This is a genomic window from Nitrospirota bacterium, assembly GCA_040754395.1.
In the GTDB taxonomy this organism is placed as follows: Bacteria; Nitrospirota; Thermodesulfovibrionia; order Thermodesulfovibrionales; family SM23-35; genus JBFMCL01.
The window spans coordinates 45,288-67,295 of the sequence record JBFMCL010000004.1 but is presented as its reverse complement, the minus strand read 5'-3'; the positions used below and the strand labels follow the sequence as shown (position 1 = coordinate 67,295).

Genomic DNA, 22,008 nt, shown 5'->3' with positions numbered 1-22,008 from the left:
ACAAAGGTCATCCTTGCTGTTTCAATCTGTTCTGACCGGAGATGCGAAAACAATTGTCATGCAACTCTGACCTTTCATCTGACAGGCATTGTGCTGCTTCCTTGTCTATCAGCCATGTGATATCCCCATGAACGGGCTTAAGAAATCGTGCGGGAGGATTAACCTTCCGATTTCTTTTTTCGAAAACAGACTTTAAAACCCGAGCTTTTGATTTGCCGGATACGAGGACGAGCAGATGTGCCGCATTATTCAGAACAGGGAGGGTCAGGCTGATTCTGTCAGTTTCTGGTTTTATCATATGCACAGGAGCAGCAATTCTCAGTGTGTCCGCAAGAAGTTCAGAACCGGGAAATATCGAAGCGATGTGCCCGTCTTCACCCATGCCGAGGATTACACAGTCAAACACCGGCAGATACGAACCACCGAAAAAATCCCGGATCTCCGTTGCATAGTCCGAAGCCGCTTTCTCAGGCTCTTTTTCGCCTTTGATTCTGTGTATGTTCTTTTCAGGCACAGGTGCTCTGGAAAGGAACGTTTCAAAGGCGAGTCTGAAATTGCTTTTGTGATCATTTGCCGGGACGCATCGCTCATCTGCCCAGAAAAAATGGATACGTTTCCAGTTAAGGGTATTCAGAAAATATTCTGATTCCAGCAGAGAATACAGGAGAAAAGGTGTTCTGCCGCCCGAAAGCGCAATGGTAAAACGGTCGGCGAGCGAAATAAAGTGCTCGGAAAGATTCAGAAATATTTCCGATGCCTTACGGCTGATGCCCTCTAAATCTGGAAATATTTGTACGTTTATCCGGTTTGACGCTGACAAGGGGCCTCCATGACCGTCCGTCATTTTCGATTAAAACCCGCGCCTCATCGGGTCCCGATGAGCCTGCATCGTAGTTCGGGAAATGAGATGCTGCAGCTGTTTTTTCAAGTTGTTCCAGCGCCGGGGTAAGAAACGCCCATGTTTCTTCAACACCCTCCTGCCGCAGAAACAGCATCTGATCGCCGAGTATGCAGTCAAGCAGTACCCACTCATAGGCATCGAGGAGTACGTCCTTTTTGTAGGAAAAATCCATCAGAACAGGGTTCAGGCATACCTTTGTGCCCGGTTTTTTTGTCTGAAAGGTAAGACTGATGCCTTCATCAGGCTGCAACCTGAAAATCAGCTCATTCGGTTCAATATATTCATCCATGACGCTTGAGAACATCAGATGCGGCACATGTTTGAAATGTATCGATATTTCCGTCTTCCTGTGCGAGAGGCGTTTGCCGGAACGAAGATAAAACGGGACTCCTCTCCATCTCCAGTTGTCGATGAAAACCTTCATGGCGGCAAATGTGGGAGTGACGGAATGAGGGGATACCCCCGGTTCCTCCCTGTATCCGGGAACTATTTTTTTGCCGAAGCGCCCTTTTCCGTACTGACCGAGCGTAACAAATTCACTGATATTTTCAAGGGGGATATGCCTTATCGATCTGAATACCTTGATTTTCTCATCCCTGACAAAATCAGCCTTGAAGGCGGCAGGGGGTTCCATCGCGACGACAGCAAGAAGCTGAAGGATATGACTCTGGAACATATCCCGAATGATCCCGGCTGTTTCATAATAACCGGCTCTGTTTTCAACTCCGAGCGTCTCTGAGGCGGTGACCTGGACATGATCTATGTAGCGTCTGTTCCATAGCGGTTCGAAGATTGAGTTTGCAAAACGGAACATGAGCATGTTCTGCACTGTTTCCTTGGCAACATAATGATCTATCCTGAATATCTGTTTTTCCGTGAAATATTTTTTCAGGACATTGTTCAGGTGCTGTGCGGATAAGATATCCCGGCCAAAAGGTTTCTCCACGACAATGTGGGAATATCCGCGGTCTTCGGACGCTAAACCGGTTGCCCCGATATTTGAAATGACCTTTTCTGCAATGAAAGGGGGTATCGCAAGATAAAAAATGCGGTTTCCATTTGTCCTGTGCCTCCTCTCAAGCATGGGAAGTTGTTCCAAGAGATTTATTCTGTATGAGGCTGTTTGGGAAAAATCGAAAGACGAATAATACAGTCTCTTAGAGAATTTCTTCCAGTGGGACTCCGTGAAATCTCCCTGAAGCATTTTCTTCAGCCACTTTCTGATTAGCTGACGATATTGTCCGGGATTCATTTCCAGACGGTCGGTACAGAAAAGAAAAAAATGTCTGGGAAGCAGTCCATCTCTGAACAGATGATACAGTGCGGGAATGAGTTTTCTCTTTGCAAGGTCTCCGGCAGCGCCGAAGATCACGAGGCAGAACGATCTGGAAATTTCTATTTCACATGCTCCGATCTTCTGGTACTGTGGCTGGTATGTCAGGTTGTCTGAAGTATTATCCATCATGCGGGAACAATATTGTTTCAGGGCATCCCTGCTTCACAGCAGAGCCTTTACTGTTTGTGTGATGGCATTACGTGAAATTCCTTCATAATCGAGAAGTTCTTGAGGTTTTCCGCTTTTCGGCATTTTGCTTACGGCCAGAGAATACACAGGGACCGGAAAACTGACGGAAGAACTCCTTATCGCTTCCCCAAGGCCTCCCTCTGCAAAATGATCCTCAACAGTGATGAGGGCCTTTGTTTGAATCATTGCTTCCTGTATTGCCGCTTGGTCGACCGGTTTTATGCTGTAGAGATCAATTACCCTGATATAAATACCTTCCTTTTTGAGATCCTCGTATGCAGAGAGTGCTTCGTGCAGTGTTATCCCGGCGGCGATGACAGTGGCAAGATCATTCCCGCTTCTTCTCAGTATTTTGCTTCCTCCAATATGGAAAGATTCAGTATTTTGATAGAGAACGGGAGTTTCCTTCCTTGTTGTACGAATATACACTATGCCATAGTGCTTTGCAGCCTCCTCAACAAGTTTTTCAGTGGAGACGGCATCGCAGGGATACAGAACGACACTGCCTGAAATGGCTCTGAACATCGCGATATCTTCCAATCCCATCTGAGAAGGACCATCTTCGCCTATTGAAACACCCGCATGGGAGCCACAGAACTTTATGTTGGAATCTGAATACTGGGACATCCTGATCTGGTCAAAAGCCCTCGAAAAAAACGCTGAAAAGGACGAAACGAACGGTATTTTGCCACGTCGCGAAAGGCCCAGGGCTGCGCCCACCATGTTCTGTTCGGCAATATACATCTCAAAGAAACGTTTGGGGTACTTTTGACGGAAAATTTCGGAATAGGTTGAATTACTGACTTCAGCATCAAGAACTACCATATGAGGACATGAAGGGAAAATACGCGTAATTGCATTGCCATAAGCCCTGCGGGTTGCGACTGGTATGTCCATGGGATATACAGTCTCATCCGACTTTTCTTCCAGAATCATCGCGGGTCTGAGGTTTTTCGGTTTCGCGATGACTCCCCTGACTGATGCATCGATATTTCCCAGTTCCTGAATAGCTTTTTTTGCTTCTTCTATATTGGGCGCTTTGCCGTGCCATCCATCTCTGTCTTCAAGAAAAGAAACGCCTTTTCCCTTTGTGGTTTTTGCAATAATCATTACAGGGCTGTTCCTGGACCTGCGAGCTTTTCTGTACGCATCCCTTATTTCCGTGAACGAATGACCATCGATGACATATGTCTTCCATCCGAAAGAAGCAATCCGCTTCTTGTAGGCATTCAGATCATGACCGTACATTGTCTCTCCGCGCTGTCCAAGGCGGTTTACATCGATTATCCCGATCAGATTGCATAACCGGTAATAGGCAGCCAACTGTATTGCTTCCCATTGGGACCCTTCTGACAGCTCACTGTCTCCCAAAAGCACATATGTGCGATATGGCAGTTTATCGACATATTTCGCGTTCAGAGCCATTCCCAGGCCGACAGAAAGACCCTGGCCAAGAGACCCTGTTGCCGCTTCAGTAAACCTGAAAGAAGATGTCGGATGACCCTCCAGCGGACTGCCGAATTTCCTCATGGTCATTAGTTCCTGCTCCGTCAATTTTCCTGCAGCTGCCCATAACGCGTAAAACAGAGGTGATGCGTGACCTTTTGAGAAAACCAGCCTGTCGTTATTCGGATGTTCGGGATTATCAGGATCAAATCTGAAAAAACCGCTGAAGAAGAGTACGGTCATCAGATCTGTCCCTGAAAGGGATGAGGTCGGATGCCCTGAACCCGCTTCTGCAGTTGAAGAGATGATATAGTAACGGATAAGTTTTGCTATCCTTTGCAATTTCTCCGTATCTATCAATTTATTCTCCTCACTGAGATTTCCTGAAGACATCGTGCCCCCCGAATTGATTTCGCATGGCAGAGAGAAGCTTTCCTGTGAACGACGGGCTGCGCTGAGATTGTATTCGGTACTTCAATGCATTTTCAATGACCGGAACCGGAATCCCGATTTCTCTTGCGGTTTCAATTGTCCACGCTCCTTCACCGCTATGCGAGACCTTGCCAGATATTGAAACCAGGTCTTCTCCGTGCTGATCAAACGCCTTTTTCAGCCAGCCGACCAGCCTTGATTCTATAACACTCTTATGGTTATAAAGATCCGCTATTCCTGATAAATCAAGCGCGAATGGAGCAGACTTCATGACAGAAAACCCTTCGGCAAGCGACTGCATCATACCGTATTCGATTCCGTTGTGCACCATTTTTACGAAATGCCCGGCACCGGCCTCTCCCATATAGCCGAATCCGCCCCTGCATGACAGATCACGGAAAAGCTTTTTGCATTTTCTGAAAACTGCGATTTTCCCTCCAACCATGATACATGCTCCATTCCGTGCACCTGATGGCCCGCCGCTCACCCCTGCATCCAGAAAGTCTATGCCTTTCAGATCCAGTGCATAAAAACGTTTCATTGATTTTTTGTAGGGAGAGTTTCCTCCATCGATAATCAAATCTCCCCTTTGGAGGTGGGGAAGGATCTCCCCGATTACCGCATCAACCGCGATGTGCGGTACCATTATCCAAATGTGCCTGGGGGGCACCAATCGATGAACGAGTGACTTCAGGGAACGAGCAGGGGAAACACAGGTCTGTGTGATGCTTTTCAACGCATTAGGGTTTTTGTCAAATACAATAACCTCATAGCTTTTTTCGATGAGACGTGCAACCATGTTGACACCCATTTTTCCGAGGCCGACATATCCTATCTGCATGAAGAATCCTTTCTGATTCTGTAGGATTTGTTGCATGATTCAGACATTTTGGCTGAAAGATCCACGGGCTTGGCGGATCTGTATTGAACAAGACCTTTCCTTTTCCTATGGAAGAAATGATCAGGAGCCATATCCGGTAAATAGTTCTGTTTTTATTTTTTGAGTATCAACCATGAGCTCTTTTGTAAGAACTTCCTTTAAATCATTTACCATCTGTGGAGGCCCGCATATGTAGAAAATCCGTTCAAGGTAATCCGGAATTTCTTCCCTGATGATGTCTCCGCTGATTCGTCCCTGCTTTCCCGACCAGGAATCTGCGTATAAAGGCCGGCTTAAAGTGTAAATGACGCGAAAATTTCTGTTTTCCTTTGCCATCTGACGGAAATCGTCAAGGAACGCGATATCCTTTTCTGTCCTGTTGCCATAGAGCAGCACAATATCTGTGGGTAAATGCCTGTCGCATGCGTTTTTGCAGATGCTTCTGACAGGAGTTATGCCAATGCCGCTGGAAAGGCAGGCAATTTTTGGATATTCACCCTCAAATGTGAACAGCCCGAATGGCATTCTGATTCTTGCCCAGTCCCCTGTTTTCAGTGTATCGAGTGCCTGAGAGAATTCGCTGCCGGTTAACCTCTTGGTAAATTCGATATATCCATGCTCTGTAGGAGAATTTGAAAAGGAAAAATGCTTTGAAGCTTCCTTTCCATGAATTCTTATCGTAACAAAAAAGAACTGTCCCGGTTTGAAAGAAATGTCCTGAGGGCAGGAAAATCGAAAACTCTTAATATCGTGAGTCCGCTGGATAATGTCAATAACCCTTGTGTCGAATGCTTTATCCATGAAACCCTCCCGATGCAGTATGAAAAAAGAGGGGAAAGTGCCGGAGCATGGTTCCCCTCCCAGGCATCTTATTTCAGAGGTGCGGTAAAAATATAGTCGTTATTTTTGTTTTCAGCATGGCATTTGATGCATGTATCCACCTTGCCTTCTGCTTCAACTTTTCCGCCCGGCGCATATTGTGCCCAGAACCAGTCTCCTGCTTCTGGATTGTATCCGTATACTTTGTACATAACGGTTATCGACTTTAGTTGCTTTTCAGAGGAGTAGTTCTCTTTCACAATCATGGAGCCTTCAGGAAAGGATCCCTTTTTTCCCGCAATGGCCATTAGGGCCGGAATATTGACATAAGTGGTCAAAAGCGCACCGTGAGGCTCCTTGCCCTGATAGAAAGACGACTTTCCCGGCCACATCTTGAACTTCTTCGTGTAATCCGTTGTCTTCAGATATTGCCATACGGCTGCGCCCTCGGGTTTCAGGGCAGAACTGGTTGGTGTTGCAGAAGCTCCTCTTCCGCCGCCGCCACGAAATCCCTGTGCAGAACCGAAATAAAAGAATACCAGACAGATTCCGAGCAAAAGAGCAATAGCAGAAAAAGACCTTTTCATTTTACATCCTCCTTGTCCTGTTTTTATTCTCACAATAATGTCCTGACTTCATTATGATGATTCATATTGCAACCGTCAATAAATTTTATGTATTTAATATTATAATAAGTATCAGAAATAATTTGTGATGTGGTATTTCCTGTAATGCTATTTCAGGGTGTTTTTAATTGTGCAAACTGTTCAGGTCCTATGGTGTTCATTCTACCAAAAAACAAAAAAGTTGACAAAAAGTGAATATTATCTCTTGAGATATACAGGAAGTGCAGTAAAAGCTCAGGGCAGACAAATAATAAAGGGGAAATTTTAAGGACAATAGAGATTTTTCGCCTTATGGAAATGAAAAAAAGATTTACAATAAAATAAACTTATTCTATACTATTTTGTCTTGTGGAGTTTTGGCCCCCTGAGACGATGAAATATTCGTTTTTTCTGCGGAATAATGCTTATTCGAAGTCATCATGTTACAGCAATCAAGGTGATGACTCGTTTGAGAAACGGGACAAAGGGGCCGTCCAGAGCAGTGCAGCATATGGAAAAAGTAACAGTTCAGGAAGAGGGCGGTGATAAATGTTTTGGATATCAAAGTATACGGTAACGATGTAGAGAAAGCACTCAAATCCCTTAAACGGCAGCTTCAGAAAGACGGCCTTTTCAAAGAGATAAAGCAGAGAAGCTTTTTTGAGAAACCATCCGAAAAAGAGAAGCGCAAAAAGAGAGAGGCGAGAAAGAAAAGGGTAAAAGCCCTCAGGATAAAAAGGTCATACGAGAGACGGACAGCAGGAGGCTAAGCCAGTATCCGTACTTGCGACTGCAATATTGCATGTTTTGTCTGTTCGGCTCCCCATACTGACCCTCAGGCTTCGCTGATTCATTTCCGGCAGAACCACTCTGCACGAGAGTCTTCTTTCGTTTGAACCCTCAGGGTCGTCATTCTTGTATAATTCTGAAGAAAATATGAATAATTATGAAGAAATAAAAACTTTTGTAAGAAATACATTGGGTTGCGGGTGTCCCGACGAGGTATTCCGCATTATTGAGTGTCAGTCTTCTCTTAGGGTACACGATATTGTTCTGAGAAGCAGGCTGAATATCGGCAACAGGCTCCTGATTTATATCGCGGAAATCGATGATACAGACGTAATAAAGGAAGTGTTACCGATTCTTGTTGATGCAGGAAAAAAGGAAAGAAACAGGTTGGGGTTTAACAGGTTGCGTATTGTAGTTGCAGCGCATTCCCCGGAGAAGATCAGAAATGCTGCGGAAGCCTTATTCAGCAGTGCGAATAAAGACGAAAAGATCCATCTGCACATAATTGATACGGCAGATATCCCCGCCTTTTCATAGCTTGAGGAAAACTGAAGCTTCAATAAAAACGTTTTCTGCTCAATACCAAAAATTTGCTATAATTTTACAACTATATTTGAATACTCCATCTATTCACAAAAAGCTATCTGTTGGCTGGAAAGCAATGCAGAGGGGAGTGAATGGAGAACAAAAAAGAACGAAGGCGCTGGCCAAGAGAACAGATACAGCCGCCAAACAACGGTCTTATCTATCCTGAGCAAGGAAAAGATCTGCGCACAATATTTGCAAAAATTCCGGCAACTCTGCATATAAATGTCATTAATATCAGCAAAAAAGGACTTCTCGTTGAAACGCCGATGGATTTCAGGAGGCAATCGGTTCTCGACATGCGCATCTGGCATCCCGGAAATAAGGCATGGATGACACTTATGGGAAAGGTGATATGGAGCGATATTCATCCCAAGAAGACAGGCAGCTATCTCATGGGGATTGAATTTCATAAGACAGTTGCCGGAGACAAGAGAGTTGCGTCTGTATCTGGAGACGAAGAAAAAAGAATGACTCCTCAGGATCTTGAATTCCTTCTTGAAACAAATCTCTTCAATTCAATTCCCCATGAATCGGTCAGCCCTCTGTTGAACAGCCTGAGTTTTATGCATTTCGAGCCGGGAGAAAGGTTTATCACGCAGGGTGATGAAGGCGACAGTTTGTATATTATCCGCAAAGGCTCATGTATTATCAGAGTGGAAATAGACGGAAAAGAAGAATCAATAACACGATTAAAGGCAGGTGATATCGTAGGGGAAATGTCGGTACTGACAGGTGCCCGAAGGAGCACGCATGTTGATGCTGAAACCGGCATTAGTGTATGGCGTTTGAACAGGAACAGTTTTGATTCATTGTCCCAGAAATATCCCGACCTCAGGAATTTTTTAACCGAAATAGTAACCGACAGGATTTCTGCTTCGAAACTGTCGGCATTCAGAACAGTCGGCAAGTATACTATAAAAGAGACGATAGGACAGGGTGCCTGGAGCACAGTGTACAAGGGTATTCACGGAAAATTGAATTTCCCCGTTGCAATCAAAATGCTTAAACATACAATGGCCATGGACCCTGAATTCGCCGAAAAATTCCAGAATGAAGCAAAGATCATTGCAGGACTGAATCATGTAAATATCGTGAAAGTCTATGATATCGAAGAATTGTACCGGACGGTTTTTATCATGATGGAATATCTTGAAGGATCATCGATGGAAGATATCCTTGCGCATATGCCAAAATTGTCCCTGAAGGCAGTTCTGGATATCATTTTACAGGTATGCTCCGGACTTGAGTATGCACACTCGCATGGAATAATCCATCAGGATATCAAGCCTGCGAATATTTTTGTTCAGCCTGACGGTGTGACAAAAATCGTTGATTTCGGACTGGCATGCCCTCCGGGGAGCGTGGACATTAACCTTCCTGGAACAATTTATTACATGGCTCCGGAACAGATTCGGGGGGAACCTGTTGACGAACGAACCGATATCTACTCCCTCGGAATTACCGCATATGAGATGCTAATGGGAAAAAGGCCTTTTCCCGAGGATAATCTCACAGCTCTAATGGATTTGCACCTGAAGGAGGATGTGCCTGACCCCCGTGAACTTGTGCCGGACCTTCCTGAAGAACTGTATGCTTTCATCGTGGGAAGTGTTCGCAGAGAAAGGGATGCACGTCTCAGAAATATATCTGAGATTTCCTCAATGCTGCAGCCATTGGCAGAAAAAGTGGGACTTGTCTGTCAGCCTCAGATGGAGAAGAAAAATAAAATGATGGGATTGTTCCTGTTTTACCGGGATGAACAGCAATTGGAAGTGAACAGGTTGATCGACAGATTCAGCAGCGATATCTCGGCAACAGGGGCTGAACTCCGCATTGCACAGATAGAGGACGTTTGAATGCATTGTAATTTTTCTCATACCTGTATCAGTATGGAGTTAAAAAAGTCTTATGTATAAAGAACACTTCGGACTGAAGGAATTACCTTTTTCCATCTCACCGGACCCGCGTTTTCTTTACCTGAGTGAACAGCACAGGGAAGCTCTGGCACATCTCGTATATGGAATCAACAGTGATGGCGGATTTGTCCTGCTTACAGGAGAAATAGGAACCGGAAAAACAACGGTATGTCGCTGTTTACTGGAGCAAATACCTGAATATTCAGATATTGCCTTTATCCTGAATCCGAAAGTGAGCACAAAGGAGCTTCTGGCGTCTTTCTGTGATGAGCTGGGAATCAATTATCCATCAGGCAACGAAAGCATTAAGGTTTTTGTTGATCTGATTAACGCATATCTTCTGGATGCATACGCAAGAGGGCGCAAAACAGTGCTGATAATTGAAGAGGCACAGAATCTTTCAACGGATGTGTTGGAGCAGATACGACTTCTGACAAATCTTGAAACGAATCAGCAGAAGCTTCTTCAGGTCATAATGGTTGGACAGCCCGAACTGAAAGACATGTTGGCACGTAAGGAAATGCTCCAGCTTTCACAACGTATTACCGCGCGATACCATATAGAACAGCTCTCAAAAAGTGAGATGAAGGCATATGTGGCCCACCGCCTGTCTCTTGCGGGAGCTCCGGGAATATTGTTCCCGGATTCTGTCATGGACAGCCTTTATTCTTTCAGTCGCGGGATACCACGGATGATCAATATCATATGCGATAGAGCGTTACTGGGCGCATATGTTGAGGGAAGCCCCCATGTTGAAAGAAAAACCCTTGTGAAAGCGGCACGTGAAGTTATGGGTACAACCGTTCAATACAAAAAGAAAAATCAGTTATTGCAGTGGATTGCTGCGGGTCTTTTCCTCATCGGGAGTCTTTCTGTGATTACCATAGCTTATATGATATATGCACCCCGTCATACAGGCACGAATACGCAAGAAAAATCTCTATCTGCATTACAGCATCCTGAAGCATTAGCGTCTGTTGCATTGCACTGGCCGGACGGTTACCCTATCGAGAAAAGCAGAACTTTGGCATTGCGGGCACTGTTTGCTCAATGGAGCATCCCGTATCTCGAAAACGAAGAGGCGTGTGTTCAGGTTGCATCACACGGACTTCAGTGCCTGAAGATACGGGGAGGCGTCAATGATCTCCTCCGCCTGAACCGTCCGGCGGTATTGCGTCTTGTTAATGATGCAGGAAAAACATTTTTTGTTACAGTGACGAATATCATGAATGGTCACGCTACGCTGGTTGCAGGAGCGAAGGAAATGAAAGTCGACATAAAAGAGATTGAAAAGAAATGGTCGGGCGAACTGCTGATACTATGGAAAGCCCCTGATCATTATCAGGGAAGCCTGCATCAGGGGTATCGGGGGCCTGTCACAGCATGGGTCCATCAAAAACTGGCTGCTGCTCAGGGGGTAACGCCTCAGCCGTTGAAGAATCCCGTGTATGACGAAAATCTAGTAAAACAGATCAAAAAATTTCAGAATTCGAAGGGGCTTGTTCCTGATGGTGTAGTAGGTTCTCAAACCATTATCCATCTGAACAATGCAACAGGCAGCAGAGAACCATTGCTGACAAGGAAAGAAGAAGCGGGGGCATAGTGTCATATATTCTTGATGCACTCAGAAAATCGGAAAAAGAGCGAAAACGGGGAGCACCACCAGACCTTCTCGCAACGCAGGAAACGGTGTATCAGGAGAAGAAAAAACGCTCACCGTGGCCGTATATACTTTCTTTTGTATTGCTCATCAATATGGGAGCGATATTTTACTGGTTTGTATCGTCTGAGAAAAAAATAAAAGTGATGACTGGGCAAACGGGGCAGGAAATAGCTGCGTCTAAGAGAGAGATATTGAATGATCCTGGATCATTATATCAAAAGGAAGATCACGTTGTGGCAGCCGGCAGTAAACCATCAGCTGCAAAGCCGGATTACGGCAGGAACGAACGCATCATGGCAAATGGTGAAAGGGAGAGTGTGACGCCACCAGACAAAAAAGGAAATAAGGGATATCCGGCACCCGGGAATCTCAGTAAAGCAGATGCATTTGCCGGAAAAGAGCACGCACAGAATCCGGGACACGAAAACAGTATGAAAGAATTAAAAAACGACAATATTGTAAATCCGGACAAAAGCAAAATATATGCACTGAACGAACTTCCCCATTCCATCAGGCAGAAGCTATCTGATTTCAATATTACGGTATTTCTCTATTCCGATGACCCGACTGCACGCATGATAAGAATCAACAGCCAAACACTGAAGGAAGGACAGTATATGGAATCGGGTCCGAAAGTAGAGCAAATCATTCCCAACGGCGCTCTTTTCAGTTATCAGAGCTTTCGTTTCCTTGTGGAACTGAAGTAAATTATCTTTGTTCTCACAGTTCTCCGCGCAATCAATACGGAATAATGCAAACATCTGTTAAGATGTTTCAGCATGTTACAGGATTTCGTTAGGCTTCCAAACATGGTCAACGGGGTTTACATCATTAAAAATGTCATCGTATAATATCAATCCAGTTTTCAATCTTGAAAAGAATTCAAATAATCTGGAAACAAGTCTGCTGGTATGTCCGTATCGACGATGAAGGAAAACAGGAAAAGAAAGATGAAACTGCTCTTCTTGGAGATGAGTAACAGATAAATATAAAGACATGAGGTGCATCCGGAATGAACATCATTATTTGTATTAAACAGGTCCCTGACAGTGCCGAAGTGAAGATCAATCCCGAAACGGGAACTATGGTGCGTGAAGGAGTTCCAAGCATCATAAATCCTTTTGACATGCATGCAATAGAAGCAGGCTTGCAGATCAGAGAAAGGGCAGGGGGAAAAGTTACGGTAATCACCATGGGCCCCCCTCAGGCAGAATCCGCCTTAAGGGATGCAATCGCGATGGGAGCAGACGAGGCCGTCCTTCTCTCGGACAGGGCATTCGCCGGTTCAGATACATGGGCGACTTCGTATACTCTTTCTATGGCTATTCAAAAGATAGGTGCTGACATAATCATATGCGGAAAGCAGGCAATAGACGGCGATACTGCACAAGTCGGGCCTGAGACCGCTGAATTTCTTGATATCCCACATATCTCGTATGTGAGGAAAATCGAATCGATAACACAGAAATCAATAAAGGTTCAGAGGATGATGGATGAGGGATATGACCTGGTAGAATCCTCTCTCCCCGTCCTCCTAACCGTAGTGAAGGAACTGAATGAACCGAGGATGCCTTCGTTGAAAGGAAAGATGGCTGCAAAGAAGGCGGTCATTTCAACATGGGGAATGGCCGATATCCCTGCAGATGAGAATGATGTGGGGCTGAAGGGTTCACCGACAAAGGTGAAGAATATATTCACGCCCGAAATGCGAACTGACAGAAAGATGCTCGAAGGTACTCCGGATGAACAGGTGGAAGCCCTGATTCAGGAATTGCGGGGATTGAAATGCCTGTAATCGTGAATATCGAAAAATGCCATGGCTGTGAAGAATGCCTCTCATCATGCCCTTTTGAAGCGATTGAGATGAGAGAAGGAAAGGCATATATCAATGAATACTGCCAGTCATGTATGGCCTGTATTAGCGTATGCCCGGAGGGCGCGATCATGGATGTCGAGAGCGAAAAAATAGGAGGCGCAGATGCAGATATGCTAGCAGGGGCTTACAAAGGGGTATGGGTATTTGCCGAACAGAGGGGCGGGAAAGTGGCTTCCGTTGCATACGAACTCCTGGGTATCGGAAGAACCCTTGCTGAAGAAAGAAACGCTGATCTCTCGGCCGTGCTTTTTGGAGCATCTGAGAACGAAGCCCGGGAACTGATCAGATGGGGAGCTGATAAGATATATCTTGGTAAACACGAAATTCTGGAGAGTTTCAATGATGAGCCTTATGCACAATTGCTGACGAATCTTATTAAGGATCATAGACCTGAAATCGTTCTTGCAGGGGCAACCCCTATCGGCAGATCTTTCTTCCCGAGGGTCGCAGCGCGTCTGAGAACAGGATTGACTGCTGATTGCACCTCGCTGTCAATTGATAAGGAAACAGGAAATCTTCTTCAGGTCAGGCCAGCATTTGGCGGCAATATCATGGCAACCATTCTCTGCCCCAACAACCGTCCGCAGATGGCAACAGTGCGTCCAAGGGTTATGAAACGGGGACATTATGATGGGGGGAAAAAGGGCGATATTTTCGAGGTGAAGGCAGAAGGGTTGTCTACACGCACAAACGTGGTAGAAACCGTAAGGGAAATATCAGATATTACGATAAATCTTCAGGAAGCAGAGATTATTGTATCCGGCGGAAGGGGTCTCGGTGACCCGAAAGGCTTCAAGCTTATTGAGGAATGCGCTGAAATACTGGGCGGCGCTGTTGGGTCCTCAAGGGCTGCGGTAGATGCGGGATGGATTCCTTACAGGCATCAGGTAGGCCAGACAGGAAAAACAGTGTGTCCGAAAATATATCTGGCATGCGGAATATCGGGCGCGGTGCAGCATCTTGTCGGCATGCAGTCATCAGACGTCATTATCGCAATCAACAAGAATCCTGATGCGCCTATATTTAATGTAGCAACCTATGGCATAGTCGGTGATCTTTACGAGATTATCCCGCTCCTGATTAAAAGAATCAGGGAAGCGAAGGGGATGTAGTTTTTTCAGGAGGGGAGATGAAAATTGCATTTGTATTTCCCGGACAGGGTTCCCAGCATGTCGGAATGGGAAAAGAAATATTCGACAGATTCAGAACTGCGCGAGAAGTGTTCAGCATGGCATCCGATGTTTTGGGATATGACGTTCCCAACCTCATTTTCAATGGTCCGGAAGATGAACTGAACAGGACATTTCGTACCCAACCATGCATTCTCACAACGAGCATCGCAATTTATAAAGTTTTGCTTCATATGGGGATTGAACCATCAGTTATGGCTGGACACAGCCTTGGAGAATATTCCGCCCTTGCAGCATCAGGGGTTGTTTTGTTTGAAGACATGGTGAGAATTACGGAAAAAAGGGGTCAGTTCATGCAGGAAGCAGTTCCTGAAGGAAAAGGCCTTATGGCAGCAATTATCGGCCTGGAAAGGGAAAAGGTAGATGAAATCTGCAGTGTGCTGAAATCAGGATATGCCTCTTCGGCGAACTATAATTGTCCGGGACAGATTGTTATCGCAGGAGAAAAAAACGCTGTTGAGGAAGCAATCGAACTGTGCAAGGCAGCAGGAGCAAAGAGAGCGATGCCTCTTTCGGTGAGTGTGCCGTCTCATTGCAGACTAATGGAGAATGCATCACAAAGACTTGCAGAATTGTTTGATACAACGGATTTCCATCCCATGAGCATCCCTGTGGTAAATAATGCCGATGCCCTTTTCCTGCCAGATGAAGTGAATGCAATAAAATCTTCACTCGTCAGGCAGCTCAGCAGTCCTCTCTTATGGGAGGATTCTGTAAAAACTATTAATGATTGCGGCATAGATACCTTTATTGAGGTCGGACCGGGAAAGATTCTTTCAGGTCTGATAAAGAGGATAGCCCCTGATGTGAATGTCTATCATACAGGTGATTTGAAAAGCCTCGATTACATGCTCTCATCTGTTCGTAACAGGTAACTTCCTGAAAGCAGCACGCATTTCATGATTTGCCACAATTGCACAAGGGAATAGCATATTCCGTTTACGGTTGGGGTAAAATATAACTACACAATGAAAGAACATATTGATAAATTCCTGAGGTATCTTGCGGTGGAAAAGGCAGTGTCAGGCCATACAGTAAGAGCATACAGAAAAGACCTCAAAGAATTTGCAGAATATATGCATGCTGACCCTGACAAGGTGGATATGATTGATGTGCGGGGGTTTGTCGCTGATCAGATCAGAAAAGGTCTCAGCAGAACTACGGTCAGCAGGAGGCTTTCGAGCATTAGGTCTTTTTATAAATTTCTGTACCGGGAGGGATACATATTCGCAAATCCTGCAAAGATGGTCTCAAATCCCAGGATTCCCAGAATGCTTCCCAGATTTCTTTCTGTTGATGACGTGTTTGCCCTGATCGAAAAGCCTGAAGGGATAGGTTTCATGCCTGCACGTGACAGGGCGATACTTGAACTCTTGTATTCAAGCGGATTGCGGGTAAGCGAATTGGCGAGATTGAGTACGGATGACGTCAATATCAAGGAGGCCATGATAAAGGTCAAAGGCAAAGGGAAGAAGGAGAGAATACTTCCTGTCGGATCAAAAGCACTCGATGCGGTGAAATCATATATGGTCGAAAGGATTCTGTTAAAAGAAAAGGACAAGGCTCTGTTCCTGAACCGGATGGGAACACGATTGACAGACAGGGGAGTTAGACGTATAGTAGTAAAATATGCACGGGCAGCGCTGATAAACGGAAGGATAGGTCCTCATACCCTGAGACATTCTTTTGCAAGTCATCTGCTCCAGGGCGGTGCTGACCTCAGGGTGATACAGGAACTTCTGGGGCATGCGTCGCTTTCTACAACCCAGAAATATACTCATCTTGATATCACGCATTTAATGGATATATATGACAGGGCACACCCCTTTTCCAGGGAGAACAAGGAATGACACGAATAAACCGAAGGAGTTTATATGTTCAGGGGCACAACAATTCTCTGTGTAAGACGTAACGGGCACGTGGCAATCGCAGGAGACGGGCAGGTAACCATGGGCAATACGGTATTGAAGCACAACGCGAAAAAGATAAGAAAGATGTCCAATGAGAATATTCTGACCGGATTTTCCGGGGCAACAGCAGACGCACTGACCCTGTTCGAAAAGTTCGAGGCGAAACTTGAATCTTACCGGGGGAATATCACGAGGGCTGCTGTTGAACTTGCGAAGGACTGGAGGACAGATAAGATACTGAGAAGGCTTGAAGCCCTTCTGATCGTTGCGGATAAGGAACATACGTTCATCATATCGGGCACTGGGGATGTCATTGAGCCTGAAGACGGAATCGCAGCCATTGGATCAGGAGGCACATATGCACAGGCAGCAGCAAGGGCATTGACGGAAAACACTGACCTGTCAGCAAGGGACACTGTAGCCAAAGCCATGAAGATCGCTTCAGATATCTGCATATATACGAATGAAAATATCACTATAGAGGAAATACATGGATAATCTCACACCAAGGAAGATTGTAGAAGAACTCGATAAATATATAATCGGACAGAACAAGGCAAAAAAGGCGGTTGCAATTGCCATGCGAAACCGTTGGAGAAGACAGAAACTCTCGCCTGAACTGCGGGATGAGGTGCTGCCGAAAAACATCATCATGATAGGCCCAACCGGTGTCGGAAAGACTGAAATCGCAAGAAGACTGTCAAGGCTCGCGAATGCCCCTTTTGTGAAAATTGAGGCATCAAAGTTTACAGAGGTCGGGTACGTGGGACGTGACGTTGAATCGATGATCCGTGACCTTACCGAAATATCAATAGGAATGGTTAAGTCAGAGCACATTGAAAAGGTTCAGGAAAAGGCAAAGCAGCTCTCTGAAGAACGCGTGCTTGATCTGCTACTCCCGCAGCCGAGAATATCAAGGACAACAGGACCGGAAGACGAAGATAAGGAACAACACAAGGAAACACGTGAGCGCCTGAGATTACAGCTGAGGGAGGGGAAGCTTGACAACAGGTATGTGGATATCGAGGTTAAGGAAAAGGTTATTCCCTTCGGAGTTGTTTCCAATGTCGGGTTGGAGGATCTCGAGATAAACCTTAAGGAAATGCTGGGCAGTTTTCTTCCCGAGAAATCAAAAAGAAGAAAAGTCAAGATTCCCGAAGCACTGAGCATCATTCAGCAGGAAGAGGCGAACAAGCTTATTGATATTGAAAAAGTCACCAGGGAAGCGATAGATAGGGTCGAGCAATCTGGAATCATTTTTATTGATGAAATCGACAAGATTGCCAGCAGGGGACACGCGCATGGTCCTGATGTATCACGGGAGGGCGTTCAGCGGGACCTCCTTCCTATCGTTGAAGGAACTACCGTAACGACCAAGCATGGCATTGTCAAGACGGAACATATTCTTTTCATTGCAGCCGGGGCTTTTCATATGTCAAAACCCTCTGACCTGATCCCTGAACTTCAGGGGAGGTTTCCGATAAGGGTTGAACTCAATGCCCTCGGCAAGGAAGATTTCGTGAGGATACTGACAGAGCCATACAATGCCCTTATCAAACAGTATACCGCGCTTCTTTTTACGGAAGAGGTGATACTAAAATTTGATGATGAATCAATCAATGAGATTGCAGACATTGCTGCACATGTGAACGAGAGAACAGAAAATATCGGTGCGCGGAGGCTTCATACTGTTCTTGAAAAACTTCTTGAGGATATCTCCTTTGAGGCTCCGGAAAGAAAAAACGGCCAACTCATGATCGATAAAGCGTATGTCCGGGAAAAACTGAGTGAAATAGTGAAGGATGAAGACCTCAGCAGATATATATTATGATATCATATCTGTGTGCATGAAAACATCGGCAGGAAAGATGACACAGGGAACAGCCCGGTAAGCAAAACCTTCTGTATCATTAGTTTCCCCCCTGAAAGCAAAAAAATAGAGAAGAGAACATTGAATAAAGCTTGCCTGTTGCTGTTCATAACAGTATTAATATCTTCATCCTGTGCCTCTTCACGATATGCGACATACCCGGGCATGGACTATGCAGTAGCATCCTGGTACGGTACTGAATTTCACGGGAGGCCAACCTCATCCGGTGAAATCTTCAATATGTACGCATTTACCTGCGCACATAAGGAGTATCCTTTTGGTACAAGGCTGAAGATTACCAGCGTATCCAGCAGAAAGTCTGTAGATTGCATGGTAAACGACAGGGGTCCTTTTGTTGAGGGAAGAGACATCGACCTTTCATATGCCGCAGCAAAGGAGATTGATCTTATACGCGAAGGAGTAGGAATGGTCAGGATTCGGCCTTTGGGAAGGGATAGTTCGTATGTGAGACAGGTAAGATATGCATCAAGTGCAGGGCCGTTCACTATTCAAGTAGGGTCTTTCAGCGAACCAAGCAATGCGTATCGTCTCAGAAAAGCACTCGAGATAAAATACCGTAATGTATATACCACGGAGGCAGAGATGAGGGGCAATGTTTACTACAGGGTGAGAGTGGGCAAATTTGCGTCAGAGGATGCAGTCAGAAAAACCGCGCGGGATCTTGCGGATGAAGGGTATGAAGTCCTGATAACAGGATATGATGAAAGAATCTATCTGTGGTAGAATTACTTCATGGGCGAAACATATCTTGGAAAGCTTGATTATGCAGATCCGCTGTACGAAATACTCACGTCTCAGGTAATTGCTGATACAAAATATCCCCAGTTTCACGTCAACAGAATGTCTTCAGGGATGGTATATAAATACACGGAAGAAAATACCAGAGTTGCCATTATAGGGAAATTTTACCGGCTGCATGACACGAAACAGGAAAGACTTCTGAGAAAAAAGGGTGAGTTTGACAATCTTGCAAGGTTGAGAAATTATGGGTTTGATACATATCCGAATTATGTGGTCCGTCCTATCAGCAGGGAAGAAAGAATCGGACTTGCCCTCACAGAGGAGTTTATTCAGGGAAAAGACCTCGATTATTACCTGAAGCAGGCAATGTTCAGGTTCAGGGTAGTCCCCCTGATCGACAATCTTTCCAGGTTATCGTCTTTTCTTTTTGCACTGCACTCAAGGACAGAAGACGGAAATGATGTGAACCTCAATGCATTGGGTTCCTATTTCAGGAAGATTCTGCAGAGACTCCTCAGTCAGAGAGTTCTGTCAGATGATCAGGGCAAATCCTTTCTGAAGATGATGGACAAATGGCTGAAAAGGATTACATATTACGGGGCCAGAAATGTCATAGTACACGGAGATGCAACCCCGACAAATTTTATCTTCACAGAGAAAGGAGATGTTGTTGCGATAGACCTCGAGAGGATGAAAAACTGTGATCTTGTCTATGATATCGGCATGATATGCGGCGAACTGAAACATGCATTCATGTGGCGGACCGGTAATGCTTTTGCCGCTGAACCGTACATAAGGCATTTTCTCAAGTCCTATACAGGCCATGATGCAGCCAGCAAAAGGGCATTCAAAGAGATTACCTTGAGAATGCCATTCTATATGGCGCTGACTGAGCTGAGGATCGCGCGGAACAATTACCTTTCATGGGATTACAGGAAACGCCTCGCCCATGAAGCGCTGGAGTGTATGAAATGGGGGTTTAAGCTCGCGTGAAAAAGGCAGTTTTTTTTGATCTCTATGGAACATTGATCAATATAAGGACAGATGAAAATGATCCATGGGTATATGAAACACTCTCTCGGTACCTTGCATACCACTCAGTGAACATATCTCCGGAAGAATTGAAAAAGACATACCAGGAGAGCATACAACAGTGTCTGAGCCACAGCAAAGAAGAGTATCCCGAGGTTGATGTGTATGATATCTTTTTCGGCATTATCAATAAATACGGAAAAAGAAAGTATTCAAAGGGAACAGTGATTGACACCATTATGCTTTTCCGGTCTCTCACCATAAGGACATTCTGCGTCTTTGATTGTGTGTATGACGTTCTCGTTTCCCTCGGCAGGAGATACAAACTCGCAATCATCTCTGATGCACAGTGGATTTTCGCTGAACCTGAAATGGCAATGCTCGGCCTCGACCAGTTCATAAAACACAGGATTCTGTCCTCAAGAACAGGATACAAAAAACCGGATATACGTCTATTCCAGCAGGCAATGAATGATTCCGGTGTTCATGCCGCTGATTCCGTATATGTCGGAGACAATCCCCACAAGGATCTTGTGGGGGCAAAGAAAGCGGGAATGAAATGCATACTTTACAGGTCCCCATGCAGCGATTACAATGGGGTACATCCGGACGGATGTTTCTATGAGTATCCGGAACTGGAGAATATCATCCGAGAGATACTCTGATCATAGTGGATAATGTGAGGGGAGGCCCGTGAAAATTAGCGGAAAAACTGGTATTACCGGAATTATCGGCTATCCTGTTGAGCATACTCTGTCACCTGCAATGCACAATGCAGCGTTTGAATCGCTCAGTCTTGACTACTGCTATATTCCTTTTCTGGTGCACCCTGATAATCTTCGTGAAGCGGTTGCTGCGATCAGGGCGCTGAATATCCAGGGGATTAATATTACGGTACCGCATAAGGAAAAAGTCATCAAATATCTCGACAATGTTGCCGAAGAAGCGGCGTTCATCGGCGCGGTCAATACCATAGTGAACAAAAAGGGAAGATTGACCGGGCATAACACTGATGGTGCGGGTTTCATGAAGGCAATGTCAGAGGCCGGAATCACAGTAAAGGGAAAGGATATTCTGATAGTCGGAGCCGGCGGGGCAGCAAGGGCAGTAAGCTTCTCTCTCAGCCAGAAGGCAAAAACGGTAAGCATATACGGACGAACAAGAGAAAAGCTTGACAGTCTGATGAGTGATCTGAAAAAAATACGGAATAATGTATCACCATGTTATGAACTTTCGTCACTCAAACGTTATGACATGGTCATAAATGCAACACCTCTCGGTTTAAAAAAAGACGACCCGTTACCGTTTGCTCTGGAGAACCTCAAGAAAAGTGTTGTAGTCTGCGATCTGATCTACAAGAAAACACGCCTTGTCAATGAGGCATCCCGATACGGCTATGATACGCTTGATGGTCTCGGAATGCTTTTATGGCAGGGATACTTTGCGTTCAAACTCTGGACAGGGAGAACCCCCGATATATCTGTCATGCGCGATGCGCTTCTGAACGCAAAGGGATAACTAACAATACTTTCTCCATAATAGTACAGTAAAACCTCTTCGACCCAGTCACCCCATATTGAAAATATGTAATTGCAGTCAGCTGCAACCCGTCATCCTTATCGAACAAATTGATTGAAGAACACCAAAGAACATTGTAAAATTTAATTATAAATAATATAATAATTTAAATATATTTAAAGCATTTGATTTTTTTATAAAATGTGATAAGCTGAAGGGAGCAAAAGGAGGTGATATATTGCACACATAGAAGCAACTCCAATAAGTTATTGATGGGTTTTAGAGT

The 22,008-nt window shown here is 45.1% G+C and carries 21 protein-coding genes; 15 read left to right on the top strand and 6 right to left on the bottom strand.

Features of this window, described 5'->3' with window-relative positions; genetic code table 11:
• Nucleotides 1–7: 7 nt before the first annotated feature.
• The 6 genes from pgl to AB1552_03185 all read right to left on the bottom strand — a co-directional run bounded on the left by pgl (nt 8) and on the right by AB1552_03185 (nt 6,590).
• Nucleotides 8–820 (bottom strand): 6-phosphogluconolactonase, encoded by an 813-nt coding sequence (gene pgl, locus AB1552_03210; GenBank protein ID MEW6052786.1) that lies wholly within the window; start codon nt 818–820, stop codon nt 8–10.
• Nucleotides 759–2,366 carry a glucose-6-phosphate dehydrogenase gene (gene zwf, locus AB1552_03205; GenBank protein MEW6052785.1) on the bottom strand — a complete coding sequence of 536 codons (1,608 nt, stop codon included), beginning with the start codon at nt 2,364–2,366 and terminating at the stop codon, nt 759–761. The genes pgl and zwf overlap by 62 nt, the downstream gene beginning before the upstream one ends.
• A 33-nt stretch (nt 2,367–2,399) precedes the next feature.
• Nucleotides 2,400–4,265 carry a transketolase gene (locus tag AB1552_03200; GenBank protein ID MEW6052784.1) on the bottom strand — a complete coding sequence of 622 codons (1,866 nt, stop codon included), beginning with the start codon at nt 4,263–4,265 and terminating at the stop codon, nt 2,400–2,402.
• On the bottom strand, nt 4,243–5,145 hold the full coding sequence (gnd, locus tag AB1552_03195; protein MEW6052783.1) for a phosphogluconate dehydrogenase (NAD(+)-dependent, decarboxylating): 903 nt from the start codon (nt 5,143–5,145) through the stop codon (nt 4,243–4,245). Before gnd ends, AB1552_03200 begins: the two co-directional genes overlap by 23 nt.
• Nucleotides 5,146–5,265: 120 nt before the next feature.
• Complete coding sequence (locus AB1552_03190) at nt 5,266–5,985, bottom strand: FAD-dependent oxidoreductase (protein MEW6052782.1); 720 nt, start codon at nt 5,983–5,985, stop codon at nt 5,266–5,268.
• 68 nt (nt 5,986–6,053) lie between these two features.
• Complete coding sequence (locus AB1552_03185; GenBank protein MEW6052781.1) at nt 6,054–6,590, bottom strand: cytochrome P460 family protein; 537 nt, start codon at nt 6,588–6,590, stop codon at nt 6,054–6,056.
• 572 nt (nt 6,591–7,162) lie between these two features.
• Here AB1552_03185 and rpsU point away from each other — a divergent pair.
• The 15 genes from rpsU (at nt 7,163) to AB1552_03110 (ending at nt 21,722) form a co-directional block, all read left to right on the top strand.
• On the top strand, nt 7,163–7,378 hold the full coding sequence (rpsU, locus tag AB1552_03180) for a 30S ribosomal protein S21 (protein ID MEW6052780.1): 216 nt from the start codon (nt 7,163–7,165) through the stop codon (nt 7,376–7,378).
• Between the two features lie 166 nt (nt 7,379–7,544).
• Nucleotides 7,545–7,934, top strand: coding sequence for a hypothetical protein (locus AB1552_03175; GenBank protein MEW6052779.1), 390 nt, complete (start codon nt 7,545–7,547; stop codon nt 7,932–7,934).
• A 140-nt stretch (nt 7,935–8,074) separates the two neighbouring features.
• Nucleotides 8,075–9,841, top strand: a complete 1,767-nt coding sequence (locus tag AB1552_03170; GenBank protein ID MEW6052778.1) for a protein kinase — start codon at nt 8,075–8,077, stop codon at nt 9,839–9,841.
• Nucleotides 9,842–9,893: 52 nt separating this feature from the next.
• Nucleotides 9,894–11,504, top strand: a complete 1,611-nt coding sequence (locus AB1552_03165) for an AAA family ATPase (protein ID MEW6052777.1) — start codon at nt 9,894–9,896, stop codon at nt 11,502–11,504.
• Nucleotides 11,504–12,271 (top strand): general secretion pathway protein GspB, encoded by a 768-nt coding sequence (locus tag AB1552_03160; GenBank protein MEW6052776.1) that lies wholly within the window; start codon nt 11,504–11,506, stop codon nt 12,269–12,271. The genes AB1552_03165 and AB1552_03160 overlap by 1 nt, the downstream gene beginning before the upstream one ends.
• 305 nt (nt 12,272–12,576) lie before the next feature.
• On the top strand, nt 12,577–13,359 hold the full coding sequence (locus AB1552_03155) for an electron transfer flavoprotein subunit beta/FixA family protein (GenBank protein ID MEW6052775.1): 783 nt from the start codon (nt 12,577–12,579) through the stop codon (nt 13,357–13,359).
• Nucleotides 13,350–14,552, top strand: coding sequence for an FAD-binding protein (locus AB1552_03150; GenBank protein ID MEW6052774.1), 1,203 nt, complete (start codon nt 13,350–13,352; stop codon nt 14,550–14,552). The genes AB1552_03155 and AB1552_03150 overlap by 10 nt, the downstream gene beginning before the upstream one ends.
• 17 nt (nt 14,553–14,569) lie before the next feature.
• On the top strand, nt 14,570–15,505 hold the full coding sequence (fabD, locus tag AB1552_03145) for an ACP S-malonyltransferase (protein MEW6052773.1): 936 nt from the start codon (nt 14,570–14,572) through the stop codon (nt 15,503–15,505).
• Between the two features lie 93 nt (nt 15,506–15,598).
• On the top strand, nt 15,599–16,480 hold the full coding sequence (xerC, locus tag AB1552_03140) for a tyrosine recombinase XerC (protein ID MEW6052772.1): 882 nt from the start codon (nt 15,599–15,601) through the stop codon (nt 16,478–16,480).
• A 24-nt stretch (nt 16,481–16,504) separates the two neighbouring features.
• Nucleotides 16,505–17,038 (top strand): ATP-dependent protease subunit HslV, encoded by a 534-nt coding sequence (hslV, locus tag AB1552_03135; protein ID MEW6052771.1) that lies wholly within the window; start codon nt 16,505–16,507, stop codon nt 17,036–17,038.
• Nucleotides 17,031–18,371 carry an ATP-dependent protease ATPase subunit HslU gene (gene hslU, locus AB1552_03130; protein ID MEW6052770.1) on the top strand — a complete coding sequence of 447 codons (1,341 nt, stop codon included), beginning with the start codon at nt 17,031–17,033 and terminating at the stop codon, nt 18,369–18,371. Before hslV ends, hslU begins: the two co-directional genes overlap by 8 nt.
• Nucleotides 18,372–18,491: 120 nt before the next feature.
• Entirely contained in the window at nt 18,492–19,154 is a 663-nt protein-coding gene (locus AB1552_03125) for a septal ring lytic transglycosylase RlpA family protein (protein MEW6052769.1), read from the top strand.
• Nucleotides 19,155–19,163: 9 nt separating this feature from the next.
• On the top strand, nt 19,164–20,165 hold the full coding sequence (locus tag AB1552_03120) for a phosphotransferase (GenBank protein ID MEW6052768.1): 1,002 nt from the start codon (nt 19,164–19,166) through the stop codon (nt 20,163–20,165).
• On the top strand, nt 20,162–20,869 hold the full coding sequence (locus AB1552_03115; GenBank protein MEW6052767.1) for an HAD family hydrolase: 708 nt from the start codon (nt 20,162–20,164) through the stop codon (nt 20,867–20,869). The genes AB1552_03120 and AB1552_03115 overlap by 4 nt, the downstream gene beginning before the upstream one ends.
• Before the next feature lie 28 nt (nt 20,870–20,897).
• Complete coding sequence (locus tag AB1552_03110) at nt 20,898–21,722, top strand: shikimate dehydrogenase (protein ID MEW6052766.1); 825 nt, start codon at nt 20,898–20,900, stop codon at nt 21,720–21,722.
• The last annotated feature ends 286 nt before the right edge of the window (nt 21,723–22,008 follow it).

Excerpts from the sequence above, each read along its gene's own strand:
- zwf (MEW6052785.1), bottom strand. The coding sequence starts at position 2,366 with ATGATGGATAATACTTCAGACAACCTGACATACCAGCCACAGTACCAG.
- AB1552_03200 (MEW6052784.1), bottom strand. The coding sequence starts at position 4,265 with ATGTCTTCAGGAAATCTCAGTGAGGAGAATAAATTGATAGATACGGAG.
- gnd (MEW6052783.1), bottom strand. The coding sequence starts at position 5,145 with ATGCAGATAGGATATGTCGGCCTCGGAAAAATGGGTGTCAACATGGTT.
- AB1552_03190 (MEW6052782.1), bottom strand. The coding sequence starts at position 5,985 with ATGGATAAAGCATTCGACACAAGGGTTATTGACATTATCCAGCGGACT.
- AB1552_03185 (MEW6052781.1), bottom strand. The coding sequence starts at position 6,590 with ATGAAAAGGTCTTTTTCTGCTATTGCTCTTTTGCTCGGAATCTGTCTG.
- AB1552_03175 (MEW6052779.1), top strand. The coding sequence starts at position 7,545 with ATGAATAATTATGAAGAAATAAAAACTTTTGTAAGAAATACATTGGGT.
- AB1552_03170 (MEW6052778.1), top strand. The coding sequence starts at position 8,075 with ATGGAGAACAAAAAAGAACGAAGGCGCTGGCCAAGAGAACAGATACAG.
- AB1552_03165 (MEW6052777.1), top strand. The coding sequence starts at position 9,894 with ATGTATAAAGAACACTTCGGACTGAAGGAATTACCTTTTTCCATCTCA.
- AB1552_03155 (MEW6052775.1), top strand. The coding sequence starts at position 12,577 with ATGAACATCATTATTTGTATTAAACAGGTCCCTGACAGTGCCGAAGTG.
- AB1552_03150 (MEW6052774.1), top strand. The coding sequence starts at position 13,350 with ATGCCTGTAATCGTGAATATCGAAAAATGCCATGGCTGTGAAGAATGC.
- fabD (MEW6052773.1), top strand. The coding sequence starts at position 14,570 with ATGAAAATTGCATTTGTATTTCCCGGACAGGGTTCCCAGCATGTCGGA.
- xerC (MEW6052772.1), top strand. The coding sequence starts at position 15,599 with ATGAAAGAACATATTGATAAATTCCTGAGGTATCTTGCGGTGGAAAAG.
- hslV (MEW6052771.1), top strand. The coding sequence starts at position 16,505 with ATGTTCAGGGGCACAACAATTCTCTGTGTAAGACGTAACGGGCACGTG.
- hslU (MEW6052770.1), top strand. The coding sequence starts at position 17,031 with ATGGATAATCTCACACCAAGGAAGATTGTAGAAGAACTCGATAAATAT.
- AB1552_03120 (MEW6052768.1), top strand. The coding sequence starts at position 19,164 with ATGGGCGAAACATATCTTGGAAAGCTTGATTATGCAGATCCGCTGTAC.